The organism is Paenibacillus sp. CFBP 13594 (assembly GCF_014842675.1).
GTDB lineage: Bacteria > Bacillota > Bacilli > Paenibacillales > Paenibacillaceae > Paenibacillus > Paenibacillus amylolyticus_B.
In genome coordinates, this window is record NZ_JACYVQ010000004.1 from 316,215 (window position 1) to 331,980 (window position 15,766).

13 protein-coding genes are annotated in these 15,766 nt (G+C 47.8%); 10 read left to right on the top strand and 3 right to left on the bottom strand.

Annotated elements, in window-relative coordinates; genetic code table 11:
* The first annotated feature begins 284 nt into the window (after positions 1-284).
* The 4 genes from IFU39_RS15140 (at position 285) to IFU39_RS15150 (ending at position 7,001) form a co-directional block, all read left to right on the top strand.
* On the top strand, positions 285-3,323 hold the full coding sequence (locus IFU39_RS15140; protein WP_192133433.1) for a beta-galactosidase: 3,039 nt from the start codon (positions 285-287) through the stop codon (positions 3,321-3,323).
* 439 nt (positions 3,324-3,762) lie between these two features.
* Entirely contained in the window at positions 3,763-4,707 is a 945-nt protein-coding gene (locus tag IFU39_RS15145; protein ID WP_244660987.1) for a glycoside hydrolase family 43 protein, read from the top strand.
* Positions 4,682-5,116 carry an AbfB domain-containing protein gene (locus IFU39_RS32935; RefSeq protein ID WP_244660988.1) on the top strand — a complete coding sequence of 145 codons (435 nt, stop codon included), beginning with the start codon at positions 4,682-4,684 and terminating at the stop codon, positions 5,114-5,116. Before IFU39_RS15145 ends, IFU39_RS32935 begins: the two co-directional genes overlap by 26 nt.
* A gap of 40 nt (positions 5,117-5,156) precedes the next feature.
* A complete protein-coding gene (locus tag IFU39_RS15150) occupies positions 5,157-7,001 on the top strand; it encodes an RICIN domain-containing protein (protein WP_192133435.1) in 1,845 nt (614 codons plus the stop codon).
* 130 nt (positions 7,002-7,131) lie between these two features.
* Here IFU39_RS15150 and solA read toward each other — a convergent pair whose 3' ends face one another.
* The gene (gene solA, locus IFU39_RS15155) at positions 7,132-8,265 is read right to left on the bottom strand and encodes an N-methyl-L-tryptophan oxidase (protein WP_446740343.1); all 1,134 of its coding nucleotides are present in this window, start codon (positions 8,263-8,265) and stop codon (positions 7,132-7,134) included.
* Positions 8,266-8,396: 131 nt separating this feature from the next.
* Here solA and IFU39_RS15160 point away from each other — a divergent pair, with 131 nt between their 5' ends.
* The 6 genes from IFU39_RS15160 (at position 8,397) to IFU39_RS15185 (ending at position 13,032) form a co-directional block, all read left to right on the top strand.
* Positions 8,397-8,954, top strand: a complete 558-nt coding sequence (locus IFU39_RS15160; RefSeq protein WP_192133437.1) for a GNAT family N-acetyltransferase — start codon at positions 8,397-8,399, stop codon at positions 8,952-8,954.
* A 110-nt stretch (positions 8,955-9,064) separates the two neighbouring features.
* Positions 9,065-9,820: an exodeoxyribonuclease III gene (locus tag IFU39_RS15165; RefSeq protein ID WP_036617303.1), complete on the top strand. Its 756-nt coding sequence runs from the start codon at positions 9,065-9,067 to the stop codon at positions 9,818-9,820.
* Between the two features lie 233 nt (positions 9,821-10,053).
* Entirely contained in the window at positions 10,054-11,037 is a 984-nt protein-coding gene (locus IFU39_RS15170; protein WP_192133439.1) for an alpha/beta hydrolase, read from the top strand.
* A 47-nt stretch (positions 11,038-11,084) separates the two neighbouring features.
* Positions 11,085-11,231 (top strand): hypothetical protein, encoded by a 147-nt coding sequence (locus IFU39_RS15175; RefSeq protein WP_165790037.1) that lies wholly within the window; start codon positions 11,085-11,087, stop codon positions 11,229-11,231.
* Between the two features lie 32 nt (positions 11,232-11,263).
* Entirely contained in the window at positions 11,264-11,842 is a 579-nt protein-coding gene (locus IFU39_RS15180; RefSeq protein ID WP_192133441.1) for a hypothetical protein, read from the top strand.
* Between the two features lie 212 nt (positions 11,843-12,054).
* Positions 12,055-13,032, top strand: a complete 978-nt coding sequence (locus IFU39_RS15185) for a diaminopimelate dehydrogenase (protein ID WP_370739099.1) — start codon at positions 12,055-12,057, stop codon at positions 13,030-13,032.
* Positions 13,033-13,190: 158 nt separating this feature from the next.
* Here the strand turns inward: IFU39_RS15185 and IFU39_RS15190 are convergent, their stop codons facing one another.
* Positions 13,191-14,045, bottom strand: a complete 855-nt coding sequence (locus IFU39_RS15190) for a pentapeptide repeat-containing protein (RefSeq protein ID WP_192133443.1) — start codon at positions 14,043-14,045, stop codon at positions 13,191-13,193.
* Positions 14,046-14,200: 155 nt separating this feature from the next.
* Entirely contained in the window at positions 14,201-15,586 is a 1,386-nt protein-coding gene (gdhA, locus tag IFU39_RS15195; RefSeq protein WP_179198416.1) for an NADP-specific glutamate dehydrogenase, read from the bottom strand.
* Positions 15,587-15,766: the final 180 nt, after the last annotated feature.

The following is a 15,766-nucleotide window of genomic DNA, read 5'->3' on the forward strand; positions in this document are numbered from 1 at the left end:
ATTGTCATCTAGTTCAACGGATTTGTTTTGCCTTATATTTTTAAAAAAGTCATAGGACATATGAAACTATATAAATTGAATTAAACATTTACACCAAACGGAGAGGACAGAAAAAACCTGAAGAAGCGAAGCGCTCGCCTTTATCCCCGGATTTTCCCCTTTGAGAAAAGAAAATCAAAAAATCTGGGGATAACAGCGATCGGAAGGTTATTCTGTCATCGAAGTGCGCAGTGTAAATAAGCTTTAGTTCAATTTATATCAATAAAGAGAAGGAGGGGATATCTTTGACAGAGAAAGCATCCCTTTTGCTGCAGGAACAGGATAAGAACACCGCCAGGGCTGAGAACAGTGTTCAATCTGAATTAACATACGATGCACGCAGTTTTTTTCTGAATGGAGAGCGTGTATTTCTGAACAGTGCAACGATCCATTATTTCCGTATGCCAAAGGAGGAATGGCGTGAGGTTCTGCTGAAGGCGAAGCTGGCAGGCATGAACTGCATCGACACCTACTTTGCGTGGAACGTGCATGAACCGGAAGAAGGACGGTGGTCCTTTGAAGGGGACAACGATTGCGGAGCATTTCTGGATTTGTGTGCAGAACTGGGCATGTGGGTCATCGCACGTCCGGGTCCGTTTATCTGTGCAGAATGGGATTTTGGCGGTTTTCCATACTGGCTTGGTACGAAGGACGGCGTGAAATTCCGGGAAAACAATGAGACGTATCTGCACTATGTGAATTTGTATTTTGACCGGCTTGTGCCAATTATTCGGGAACGCCAGCTGTCCGCTGGGGGCACGGTCATTCTCGTTCAGGTGGAGAATGAATACGGGTATCTTATGGATGACGCTGCTGCAAGTGACCATATGAATACGCTGAGAGATGGATTGTTGCAACGTGGCATTGACGCTACGCTGATCACTTGCGTTGGCGGGGCGGAAGGCACCATTGAAGGGGCTAATTTCTGGTCAGGTGCTGACGGGCATTATGAGAAACTTCGAGTCAAACAGCCGGACACCCCGAAGATGGTCACTGAATTCTGGACCGGATGGTTTGAGAATTGGGGAGGGCCTTCAGCCATTCAGAAGACAGCGCCTTTGCTGGAGAGACGTATCATGGAGATTTTGCGTGCCGGGTATACCGGAATCAGTCACTACATGTTCTATGGTGGCACGAACTTCGGAGGATATGGCGGCAGAACGATGGGTAGCAGTGACATCTTCATGATTACGTCCTATGACTATGATGCACCGCTGAACGAATATGGACGGGTGACACCGAAATATGCAGTAACCAAGAATTTGTCCTATTTCGTCCATGCTTTCGGGGCCCTTCTGATGGAAACAGAGGAAATTCCAGAAGAACAGATCGTTGTACGTCATCCTGAAGGCATATCTGTACGAGGCAGACAGGCTAACAACCAGAAGATTTGGTTCCTGGAGAGTCACAAGGATGAACGGGAGACCATGCACATTACGCTAGAGGAAAGCCGGACTCTTCCCGTATCGCTGAATCCAGGACAGATTGTTCCGTTGCTGGATCGAGTACAGATTGCTGAACAGGTATACCTGACTGCAGGAACGATGATTACGGGCAATGAAATGATCAATGGAGTATTGACCCTGTTCATCGTGGCCCCAGCAGGGCAGCGTTCCATAGTTGAATTGGAAGCCGTGGACTTGAACGTCATGGACAGTTCGCTGCAAGTGCTGGTCGAGCATGATTCATCAAGGAATGTACACCGCTTCGACCTGTTCCATTTCCAAGAGCCGGGAATGATTCAACTGGAAGCAAACGGCACACCGATCCGTTTCGTCATTCTGGATCAAGAGATGATGAATCGAACATGGCGATTGGAAGCAACAGATCAGAAGGGACTACGTTATGTGATCGGGTTCGATGACGTGGACGTGTTGTCATCTGGTCAGGTCAAGGGCATGATCACGGATCCGGATCGCATGATAATGCTGCTTGGTGACTGGACAGATGGAGAACGGACGTTAACAGGTCACGAGTTCTTTGACGGTGAGGAGTCTATTACAGGTATACAGCAGCAGCTTCCGTGGACATTACCGAGTGCGCCGACGTTGTCTGATTCTCCTGAGATGTCACGTATTACGTTAACTGCGAAGCAACGCTCGGCGAGTGGACAACCCGAAGACTTTTCCCGATACGGACAAGATTTTGGTTATCTATTGTACGAATGTGATTTCGAGAGTCCAACCGAAGGGATCACTAACCTCATTTTGCCGGATATCCAAGATACTGCCAGAATCATCGTTAATGGTGTTCAGCAGGCACTAGTGCGTCAGATAGGTGCCGCTGGAGTGCAGTTGCAGGTGGCCAAAGGGAAGAATACACTTCAGATTCTGGTACAGCATATGGGCAGATTGAACTTCTCTCCGTATTTAGGTGAGAGCAAAGGTCTGGCTGGTGCTGTGTATCTGGATGGCAAGGTTCAGGATATTCGTCGGGATTGGCGTATGGAGAGTGGACTTGTGCATCTCGATGAGGTGAACTCTCTCCAAGAATCTCCACTTCTGAGCAGAAGCTTTACGCTGGATGGCATGGATCGTGCGATTCTCGTGGGTGCACTGAGCAAAGGCCTTCGTATCAATGGCATCGAAGTTCCGATGGAAGGATATCAGGATTGGTTTGCCTTCCAGACGTTAGACATATCCTTGTATATCAAGCCCGGAGAGACAAATACACTGGAAATGCCGTATAGCCGCTCTTCGCTGGATCGACTGGAACTAATCACATATCCGAGTCAGGGAGAACTGAAGGATTGGCGTATGGCAGGGACGGATGCATTGCTTCCGCAACAATGGGTGAGCTACGAGGTAGGACAGGAATCGATCCATCCTGGAGCACAGGGGTCAATCCAGCGTGCAGGACAGCCTGGTATCGCCGCAGGTGGCAATTGTACTGCCAATCTGGTGCCCCACACCACGAATGAATCGGTTAATCGTGCTACATTGAGTGAGAAGTCTCACCCTGTATCCAATCATACTCCAATCCGAGGATCGTATGGTCAGCCGGTCTGGTACCGCTGGCGTTTCGCGAAGCCTGCGGTTTCGGAGCATCATAAAGTGAATCTGATGCTTCGCCTGACCGGGATGAGCAAAGGAACGATTCACCTGAACGGACATCATCTGGGCCGTTACTGGCAGATTGGTCCGCAAGAGGATTACAAAATTCCAGTAGCATGGCTACAGGAAGAGAATGAATTACTTTTGTTCGATGAAGAAGGAAAAACGCCAGAACGGGTACGATTCCTGTTGGACGCATTATCCCGTTATCCGTGGGTTGCGGTGGAATAGTTCATGTATGGATCGTTAGCTGTCTTACCGATTCAACTATGGTTGAGAACAAGAACTGGATCGAGATAGTTCGAGTCGCACGCTACGTTTCACCTTTTAACACAGTCACACTACCTCATTTTCTTAGTCAAATAACCCGAGCTTGTGAATCTTTGGATTCAGTCTTGTGAGTGAATTAGCTAAGGGAATGGGGGAACTGTGGTGATCAGGTTGGTACAACGAACTAAGGTAACACTTGTAGATTAATGAATTGTAACCGTTTACATATATAAAGAGTGTTCATCCATGACTTGTGAAGGGAGTGATGCTTCATGTAATTGGAATTTGAACAGGTAGTCGTGAGGTGTTGCTCATCAGTGGCAGTCCCAGGTACGCTTTGTCTTTGGTAATACAGTAAGGTAATCCTCTGTTCATCACTCATGGATAAGGAGATGACCCAATGTTGACGAAGAAGGAAGAGGGAATAGGAGTAGGAGTAGGAGTAGGAGAGTCCAAAGGTTTCAAGGCCGGGATGATCCTGCTGCTTGGAACATTGCTTCTATTAACCATGGTATTCCCCAATACAGCCAGAGCAGCGACAAGTGTCTATACGATATCCGCCTTCACGAACACAAGTGAGTCCAATATGTATATCTATGAATCCTATAATGCGACACACTACGGTTTGCTAAAAGGGCCAGCCTATACACCTCCGGCCAATCTGATCCGCGATCCAAGCATCATGAAGCACACAGATGGTCTATATTACGTCGTCTACACCACGAACTGGTCGGGTAACACCATCGGCATCGCCTCCAGCACGGATAAGGTAAACTGGACATTTGTTCGTAACATTACATTATCCACACCTGCCACAATCGCACACACCTGGGCACCGGAATGGTTCAAAGACAGCAACGGCAGTCTGAACGTTATCGTGTCCCTCTCACCAGGCAACTATGAGAATTTCAAACCTTATGTCATTACCGCTTCAGGCAGCAATCTAACATCTACCTCATGGTCTGCACCTACTGAACTGGCAGGCATTGCTCCCAATTATATCGACACTTTTATTGTGAAGACAGGCTCAACCTATCATGCTTTTACCAAAAACGAGACCACTAAATACATCGAATATGCGACATCCACTTCGCTAAAGGGTCCTTATACCTTCAAAGGTACAGGAGATTGGGCAGGTTGGGGCTCTTGGGTGGAAGGTCCGGCGCTTGTTCAGCTGGATAATGGTTCCTGGCGAATCTACTTTGACGGCTATGCAACACAAAAATATTATTACAGCGACTCTGCTGATAACTTCCAGACCTGGGGTGCCAAACAAGAGATTGCGGGTCTTACCGGACTGGTCCGGCATATGACCGTATTTGAAAGAGTCCGGACAGCCGGGTGATATCCGCAAGCTGGAGTCATTCAATGTGCCAGGCAGCTTCATACGTCACTACAACTATCAGGCACGGATCGATGCCAATGTCAGTCCGGCGGAGGATGCACAATTCCGTATCGTTCCCGGGCTGTCGAATGCAACAGGCATTTCGTTTGAGTCCATGAATTATCCGGGTTATTTCCTGCGCAATAATAATGGCAACATCACACTCGTGAAAAATGACGGCAGCACTACCTTCCGAAATGACGCCACGTTCAAACGGGTAAATGGACTTGCTAACGCCAGTTGGACATCATATGCCTCGTTTAGTAATCCGAACCTGTATCTTAGACATTACAACAATGTGCTGAAATTGGAAGCTGTCGTTACCGCACTTGATAAGTCAGACGCGACCTTCCGAGAGGTTGCACAATAATGGGTGTTCGTTTTCTAAAAAATAATAAGGAGTGAAGCGGATGAAGTGGTTAAAACGAATGAGCTCGCTGCTGCTGGCAGGAAGTCTGCTAACAAGTAGTTTGGGTCTGGGCACAGAGGTATCTGCTGCGGGAGCCTACACGGCTGTTGCCGATCCATCGAAGCAATATCAGACGATGGAAGGATGGGGAACATCCCTCGCGTGGTGGGGCAAGGTGGTTGGAGAATACTCCAATCGGGATGAGTATGTGGAGAAAATGTTCAACGCGAATACCGGACTGGGGCTGAATATCCTGCGGTACAACATTGGAGGCGGGGATAATCCATCGTCCAATATCCTTGAATATCGCAAAGCCGTTCCTGGTTACCAGCCTTCTCCGGGCGTGTATGACTGGAATGCAGATGCAAACCAACGATATATGCTGCAAGCTGCCAAAGCGCAAGGCGTGAATGTCATCGAAGCTTTTGCGAATTCCGCACCTTACTGGATGACCATCAGTGGTAATGTGTCCGGTTCGGCCAATGGAGGTAACAACCTCAAGCCCGATTACTACGATGATTTTGCCGATTACTTAACCGAGGTTGTGAAGCATTTTCGGGATAACTGGGGGATCACATTTGATAGTGTAACTCCGCTGAATGAACCGATCTCGACATGGTGGAAGCAGAGCAATGACCAGGAGGGCATGCACTTTGACCGGGCGGATCAGAACACAATTCTGAGTCAGCTACAAGCTTCGTTGAATGCGAAGGGTCTGTCCACGAAGCTGAGCGCACCGGAAGAATACAGTATCGATGATACCAATGTGTCGTTCAATAGCTACAGCAATGCGGTTAAATCAGCGATTACTCAGATCAATACGCATACGTATGGTGGAAGCAATCGTACGGCTTTGCGCAACACAGCGACGTCTGCGGGCAAACATCTGTGGACCTCGGAATATGGCGATGGGGATGCAAGCGGACTTACGATGTCACGAACCATCCTCAAGGATATTCGCAATATGGGCGCAAGTGGATGGGTGTATTGGCAAGCCGTGGATAGTGCCGACGGATGGGGATTCTTCAAAAACGTGTTGAACAATACCCAAACGACCAGTTATACCGTGAACCAAAAATACTATGTCATGGGTAATTACAGCAAATTTATTCGTCCTGGGTACAAGATTATCGGCATGAGTGATGCCAATACCCTTGCAGCCTATGATGCGGCTTCCGGCAAAGTCGTGTTGGTCACGACCAATTCGGAATCGACGGATACAACGGTAACCTATGATCTCAGTCGTTTTACGAACACAGGCACGTCTGCTCAGGTATATCGGACCTCTTCGACTGAGAAGTTGCAGCAACTGACCAATATTTCGGTGCAAAACAAAACCTTTACGGCTACAGCCAAGGCCAATTCGGTCACAACCTACGTCATTTCCGGTGCAACTTACAATGGCGGTACAGGATATGAATCCGGGGCCATCTACAAATTAATCAACCGCAATAGTGGACTTGCACTCGATGTTAACGGTGCTTCTTCTACGGGTGGGGCAACAATCATTCAGTGGAATGATAATGGAGCAGCCAACCAGCAGTGGAAGCTGGAGTCCGCAGGTAACGGATATTACAACATCCGCAATGTGGGCAGTGGGCTTTTGCTGGATGTGAATTCGGGTTCTACACAAGGCGGAGCCGCTCTGATTCAGTGGCAGGATAACGGGGGCAACAATCAGCAATGGCTGCCAATTGATGTGGGAGGATATGTGGTACTTGCGAATCGAAACAGTGGCCTGACGGTTGACATCAATCAAGGGTCTCTAACCGCGGGTGCCTCAACCATTCAGTGGGCCGACAACGGCGGAGCCAATCAGCAATGGAGCCTAGTCAAAGTTAATTAGTGTGAGTACGCATGAATTAAACGTTATTACGTGTCCTTTTTTCTTGGAGGTGCAGTGCTCCAAGCAACACTGCACCCTCAAGAAAAGTAGCTATTTTAGACATACATATATTCATCCACCCAGCTGGTACTTAACAAAAACGGGATAGGGTGAACCTGCTAATATCCTGATCCGTGTACCCCGTTTGCACCAAGTCGGATAGAATCTGCCCAATGGCACTTGCAAACTTGAAGCCATGACCGGAGAAACCGCCTGCTAGCCACACACGTTCATAGGCAGGGTGTCGGTCGATGATAAAATCTTCATCCGAAGTGAATTCATACTTGCACACACTACCACGTTTCAATTCTCCAGCTGCCTGAGGCATATGAAGTTCGAGCAGCCTGCGCAGATCCCCCTCGTCCGTTTCTTCCGTACCAAATGGAGCCATTGTACTTCCTGGTGTCCACACCTGGCCCGTATCATGACGACCCATCTTCAGACCTGATCCGCCGATGCTTGGAAATCCATAATATGTACCTTCTTTTCCTGCCAGTGTAAAACCGGGGAAGTGTGCCTCGCCGTACAAAGCTTGTGGTGCATCAAACCATCCAACCGTTTTACGCACTGCCTGAATGGGGAGATCCACGAAAGGTTTTAATGTCTGAAACCAGGCGCCAGCGCTCAGGATGATTTGATTTGCATGGTATGTCTCGCCACCTGAAGTCTGAACTGCCACGGAATGTGGTCCGTATTCGATATGCTCCACCCGAGTGTGTGTTAACAAGGTGGCACCATGAGCCTCGGCTGCTTTGCGGAAGGCACGAATACAGGGTTCACTATACAGATAACCCGCATCAGGCTCATACATGCCCTCGTAATGTTCAGGTACTGTAATACCTGGCCAGCGTTTCATCACCTCGGCTGCGTGCAACGTTTCATACCGAATACCTGCATCATCTGCATGGCTCAATCGGTTGTGGAAGGAATGAATCTCCGGATCTACCACATTTATTACACCGGAAGGAACAAAAAGTTGGTCTCCGGTCGTTTCCTCCAGCTCGTGCCATAACTTCTGTGCAAGTAATGCCATGGCAATATAGTCAGGCCCACCACTGTACACATGGCGCATCAGTCTGCTATCCCCGTGATGACTTCCTTCCGTATGCGGAGGATCAAAGGCATCGATTAATAAAGTTTTGCATCCACTGCGCGATAGATAATAACCTGCACTCATACCCATGGAGCCGGCTCCAACGATAATAACGTCATATGATTGTGTGATAATAGCACGTCCTCTCCTATGTATTCTTTTCTACAGTAATGCCTTAATAGAACATATTAATAGTAAAAGCTTGATGAAGGCAAGTGTAGTAAAATGGACTTCTACACTGAATGTTGCAAAGGAGACCTCGCATGAGTGAGCAATTTAGGTTTGATCTATTTCCATTAATTCAGACAGAACGATTCATCCTCCGGTCAGCAGAGGCTGGGGACAGCCATGATCTGCTCGCGTTATATTCCGATGAAGCTGTGGTTCAATATATGCCGTTCACTCCCTTTGAATCCGTGGAGGATGCACAGGGTGAGATGAATTGGTATACGAAGATTTTCAAGGAACACACGGGTTTACGCTGGATGATCGAAGACCGTGAAACTCGTAAAGTGATCGGAACCTGTGGGTTCCTGAACTATGAAGATGTACATAACCGTGCAGAGATTGGATACGATTTGCGTTCCTCTTTCTGGGGCCGCGGTGTTATGACTGAAGTGGCCCATGCTGTGTTACATTTTGGATTCACATGCATGCAGCTCAACAAGATCGAAGCAAAGGTTGAACCGGAGAACGAGGCGTCAATTCACCTGTTACATAAACTTGATTTTCAACAGGAAGGTGTACTGCGGCAGCATGAGTTTGAGAAAGGCAGATATATTGACCTTGCGGTGTTCTCTAAGTTACGAAGCGAAATATAGGCAAGCTAGCCCCATAAGGATTCCAATGACTCCATCTCATTCCAGAGCCATGAGGCTTGTCCCTCTGAATGAGCTCATGCTATATTGGAGAGATGTGAGGAGATGAGGATATGAAGCTGGTGTCCTGGAATGTGAATGGCTTAAGGGCATGTGTGACCAAAGGATTCATGGATTATTATCAGGAGAGTCAGGCGGACATTTTCTGCCTTCAGGAGACCAAATTACAAGCCGGACAGATTGAGATGGACCTGGGGGAAGATGTTTATCAATATTGGAATTATGCGATCAAAAAAGGATATTCCGGCACGGCTGTATTTAGCCGAATCAAACCTTTATCTGTTCGTTACGGGATGGAGGAGGACAGTGAGCCGGAAGGACGGATGATTACACTGGAGTATGATGAGTTTTATCTGGTGAACGTCTATACCCCTAACGCGAAGCGGGATCTGACCCGGCTGCCTTACCGTCTGGAATGGGAGGATCGATTCCGGGGGTACATTCTGCAATTGGAGCAGACTAAGCCGGTTATCGTCTGTGGTGACCTGAATGTGGCTCATCAGGAGATTGACCTGAAGAATCCGAAGCCCAATCTGGGCAATTCCGGATTTACCCTTGAAGAGCGTGGCAAGATGACTGATTTGCTTGCTTCCGGGTATGTAGACAGCTTCCGCCATCTGTATCCGGATCGTACGGATGTATACAGCTGGTGGTCTTATATGCCGAAGGTTAGAGAACGGAACGTGGGCTGGCGCATTGATTATTTTCTAGTATCCAATCAATTGGCACCTAAGGTGGCAGATGCGCATATCGACTGCCACGTGATGGGCAGTGATCATTGCCCGGTGGGTCTTACTTTGCAACTATAGGTAAGGATCATCGTGAGATAGATTGAGGTAAGAGTTTTAGAATACAAGTATAGATGAACTGCAAGTTTCCTGAATGGGAGATTTGCAGTTTTTTTTGCGTCACAGGTAGGGGAGGGACACTGGACTTTGGTTGGGGAAAGAACTGGACTCGGGATTGTTTCAATCCCGCTATTTCTTGGGTACGATTGAAGCATACATATATAGATGAACCTTTGGGGTAAGGGGTAGAGAAGATGAAGATGGGGTTACGGAGAGGGTTAAAAGTGCTGGGAGGCATCATGCTTGCCACAGGACTTTTGCTGCTGGCAGGTACAGCGTATGAAGCATATCAATCCACGCAGGATATGAAGTCCTATCCCCCGCCAGGCAAGTATTATGAAGTGAGTGGTCGCAATATGCACCTCTACACCGCTGGAAAAGGAGAGGTAACCGTGGTGTTTGCCTCAGGCTGGGGTACACCCAATCCGTATGTGGATTTCAGTCCGCTATATGACAAGTTGAAATCACAGGTGAAAATTGCGGTATATGATCGGTTCGGATACGGATACAGCGACTATACGGATGATCCTCGTGATGTTGATACCATCTCGGAAGAGATCCATCAATTGCTGCGCACATCCGGTCAACGTCCCCCTTACATCATGGTCGGTCACTCCCTGGGTGCGCTGGAGACACTGCGGTTTGCGCAAAGGTATCCTGATGAGGTGGCTGGCATGGTCATGATCGATGGCGGAAGCCCGGAGTATTACAGTCGTACGGACCTCAATACACCGGAATGGATGATGGATGGGTCCCGTTTTCTGGTGAAAACAGGCATCGCACGAACATTGTTGCAATCGGATCGCATGATGGCATCTCTGGTCATTGACCCCAATCTGGTAACGGAACCGATGAAAAAAGCCGTCACGATATCCACGCTGAGACATGCGTACAATGACAATGTCATGGAAGAGGTTCGGAATTCCAGAACAAATGCAGCGTGTGTGCTTGAGAACAAAACGAAGTTTGGCTTCCCCCTGACGATCCTCACAGCCGGTTCGGAGGAGTTGGATGAGGACAGTCATGCATGGCAGGACGACCAAGCGAATTTTGCTTCATGGTCAAGACACGGAACACAGCTGACGGTTCCACAAGCGACACACAGTATCCACAACAGTCAACCGGATATTGTCGCCGCCGAGATCATGAAATTAGTGACACCGTCCAGTGACCTATGAGTAACATGATTCCACAAATACATGATTAACAAGAGGAGAAGGGATGGATGAAAAAGTTTAAAGTAATCACCCGCTTCCTGTCCATTCTTGTAGTCAGTTGTCTATTGTCTCTAAGTGTATTATCTGTATCTGTGATATGGGTTAAGAATAACGTTCATGCGGTGCCTGTGATCCAGCCGTTTGAACGTGATTAGCACATAAAACGAAGCAGAAGGAGTGGTAACGGATGGTGAAGAGAAGGAATTATATATTAGCCTGTGCGGCGCTGGCGATGATGGTGGCCTTGAGTGCTTGCAGCAGCGTAGCAGACGAACCGAGTGATACGGAGAAGGTGGACACTGAAGTTTCCTCTGGAACTGGTGAACAAGCGACTAATGAAGGTGCAAGCGAAGCAACAACAAGTGCAGTGACCGAAACGGAGGGCACGACTGCACAAACCGACTCGGATTCAGATCGTGGTGAGGAAGCAACTGCTGGAACCAATGAGTTGCCGGAGAACTTGCCAAGTGATTTCCCGTTGCCGGAAGATGCTACGATTCGTTTAGCCAATTCTGGTGAGAATGAAGGCAAGCAATCGGCCATGGTGATTTTCTCCACTGAACAAGATATGAAAACCGTATCCCAGCTGTATAAAGATTACTTCAACGCCAAAAAGTTGACCGATGCAGGTCAGACGATCGATGACAAAAATATTATCATTCAGGGAACCGATCCGGAAACGAAGGATGTCTGGTCCTTGATTGGAGGAACATTGGCGGGACAGGAAGGCGTCATTGAACTGACGTTGACCTGGACAGAATCATAAGCAGAAGATAAGGGCTACTTTTCTTTCCTGCTTTTTTTCTTCCTAAAATAACGAATGAACGCCATAATACCTTGCATACGGAGCCGCATTATTGCTGCACCGCTGCAAGGTATTTTTATTTCGAACTGGAAACCTGACAGGTTACATGATATGTTATATCATTATAAACAGAGTAATAGACAACTATAGAAGAAGACAGGAGAGGATTGAACATGATTAGAGTGGGTATTGTTGGTTACGGTAACTTGGGTAAAGGTGTAGAGAAAGCCATTTCCCAGAACGAGGATCTGGAACTGATTGCTGTGTTTACACGTCGTAATCCGGAGCAGATGGTCGCTGAAAGCACAGAAGTACGTTTTGAGCATATCTCTGCAGCGGAGCAATACATAGGCAAGGTTGATGTTATGATCCTCTGTGGTGGTTCTGCAACCGACCTTCCAGAGCAGACACCAGCCATCGCCAAGTTGTTCAATACGGTAGATAGCTTCGATACACATGCGAAGATTCCTGAATTCTACAAAGAAGTTAATGCTGCGGCAGAGCAAGGCGGTCACGTAAGTGTCATTTCCACAGGTTGGGACCCAGGCTTGTTCTCCATGAACCGTCTGCTTGCACAGTCCATCCTGCCAGAAGGAAAAGAGTACACGTTCTGGGGCAAAGGTGTGAGCCAAGGCCACTCGGATGCTATTCGTCGTGTTCCAGGCGTTAAGGCGGGTGTACAGTATACTGTACCTGTTGAAGAGGTGATCAACCGCATTCGTGCAGGGGAGACACCAGAGCTGTCTACACGTGAGAAACATCTGCGTCAATGTTATGTGGTAGCAGAAGATGGTGCTAATCAGGATGAGATCCGTGAGACGATTGTGTCGATGCCTAACTACTTTGCAGATTACGATACAACTGTAACGTTCATTAGCGAAGAAGAATTGAAATCCGAGCATGAAGGTATGCCGCATGGTGGATTTGTAATTCGCAGTGGGGTTACAGGTGCTGGTCAAAAGCAAATTATTGAATTTGGTCTGAAACTCGACAGCAATCCTGAATTTACAGCAAGCGTACTTGTAGCGTATGCAAGAGCCGCACAACGCTTGAGCGTGGAAGGACACAAGGGAGCGAAAACGGTATTTGATATTCCGCTCGGTCACTTGTCTCCAAAATCGGCTGAAGATCTTCGCCGCGACTTGTTATAATTCTGATTCGTTCCAGTGATTTTATAGAAACAGCTCGTCCTTGGATGTATAGGACGAGCTGTTTTTTTGCTGTTGCTGTATACGATTCATACATTCATATGAATTGGCAGGTACTATCCTGTTTGTATCCCTGCTCGTGCTCTTGCGGAAATGGCACCCTACACCCAGTGTGAGGGAATGTTAAGATGATCCGGCAACTTGGTATTCACATTACCTTTGGCTGCATTAATCTGGGATTGCGTCAGGAAGATGCCACCTCTCAGGTCTGCATCGCCCAGATCCGTATCCCGCAAGTCCGCGCCAATCCAATCCGCATTTCGTGTATCTGCATATCGGAGATCGGCTGCGATCATTAAAGCCCCTCGGAAGCTTGCACCCCGCAGGTCAGCCCCTTTTAGATTGGCACCAAAAAAGTCACTTCCGGTACGTTTTTTACTCTTCTTCGACTGCCCTTGTCCATGAGCGGTGGGTGGCACATTCGCGCGTACCATCTCACTTGCCTGGACCAAGAGTTGATTCACACTGGACCGATAATTGGCGATGTCCAGACGGAGAAGAGCCGCAGGCTCCAGATTGCTCAAGCGCTCAATCTCCTCATATAACTCACCAAATGCCGAGTGAAGGGATGACGTCTCCGGTCTCATCATCATTTCCTTCATATAACTGAGCAACTCGTGAAGTTGTCGCAAGGCAGGCAGACAATCGAACATCTCGTTTGCAGACTCTGGATGATCACGCCAATCTTTGCCCGCGTAGGTCACTTGGGACAGCTTCTGTCCAGCTCCGAAACAGTCGTATACCGTGCAACCTTTGAACCCTTTCTGCCGAAGCTGGGTATGGATACCGCAGCGATTGTCCGTGCGCAGATTGGAACAGGGTGTGCCGCTGGCTTTATCAAAAGCAAAGTCAGATGACTTGCCATAGGGCAAGGCAACACAGCACAGGCCAAAACATTGCTCACAGTCTGCGCTAAGATGAGGATTCGCAGTGCTGGAAAATGGTTGGTTAGACAATGTGAACACTTCCTTATAAAAGTACAAATAGATGGAATTACGTCAGTACCACTTTACCATTGCCTTGCGATTAGAGCAATTGAAGACAAGAAAAAAAGGGCAGTTACCCAAATTGATGGGAACGCCCTTTGATCGTGGAGAATCACGTATTTAAATTAAACTACACCTTGAGCAATCATGGAATCGGCTACCTTGAGGAAACCGGCGATATTCGCTCCGGCTACGAGGTTACCTTCACAGCCATACTCTTCAGCAGCTTCTACACAGCTGGTGTAGATGTTCTTCATGATGTCATGTAGCTTCGCGTCTACTTCTTCAAATGACCAGGACAACCGCATGCTGTTCTGTGACATTTCAAGAGCAGACACGGCTACACCGCCGGCATTAGCCGCTTTGGCTGGACCAAACAGCACGCCTGCACCGTGGAAGACGTCAATGGCATCCAGGGTGGAAGGCATATTCGCGCCTTCGCCAATGGCCTTCACGCCACCTTTAACCAGCAGGGCCGCAGCTTCTTCATCAATCTCGTTTTGCGTTGCACATGGAAGAGCAATATCACAAGGGATAGACCAGATGCCTTCACAGCCTTCGGTATATGTAGCATGCGGGTGTTCTTTGATGTATTCGCTGATGCGAAGACGATCAACCTCTTTCAGACGTTTCACGGTATCCAGGTTGATGCCTTGTGGATCATGTATGTAGCCACCTGAGTCACTACACGCCACGACTGTAGCTCCAAGCTCCTGTGCCTTCTGAATGGCATAGATGGACACATTACCAGAGCCGGAGACAACGACTGTGCTGTCTTGGAAGCTGAGCCCCTTGGATTGCAGCATCTCCTTCACGAAGTACACACAGCCGAAGCCAGTCGCTTCCTTACGTGCCAAGCTTCCTCCGTACAGCAGACCTTTACCTGTCAATACGCCTGCCTCATGCCCGCCATGAATACGTTTGTATTGCCCGAACATGTAACCAATTTCCCTTGCGCCTACACCAATGTCACCTGCCGGTACATCCGTATCGGAACCGATATATTTGTACAGCTCTGTCATGAAGCTTTGCGTGAAACGCATGACTTCCAGATCCGATTTTCCTTTGGGATCGAAGTCAGAACCGCCTTTACCACCGCCAATGGGCAGACCAGTCAAAGCATTTTTGAAGATCTGTTCGAAGCCAAGGAACTTGATGATGCCCGAGTATACAGAAGGATGGAAGCGAAGTCCGCCTTTGTAAGGGCCAATGGCACTGTTGAATTGCACCCGGAATCCACGGTTAACCTGAACTTTGCCCTGATCATCTACCCATGGGACACGGAATGTGATTACGCGTTCGGGTTCAACAAGCTGTTCCAGCAGACTATGGTTCCTATACTTGGGGTGTGCTTCAATAACAGGAATAAGGGAATCCAGAATTTCTTTGACAGCCTGATGGAACTCATCTTCGTGCGGATTTCTGGCGACAACCGACTCATAAACGGAATGAACATAATCTGCGGCAGTAACTTGAACGGACTCTGTAGTTTCTTTTGTTATCGTGGACACTTTTTCGATGCACTCCTTTATCGTGTTAAAGTCTGTAAATACCTATTTGCATAAATTGAATAAAAGTTTGTAGTTAAATATACAGGAAAGCAAATAAAAATACGAGATATAAATTCATAAAATGTTTTTTATGCAGTAATTAAAATGTTCTATGGATCTACCATATGATGTGAAGAATTA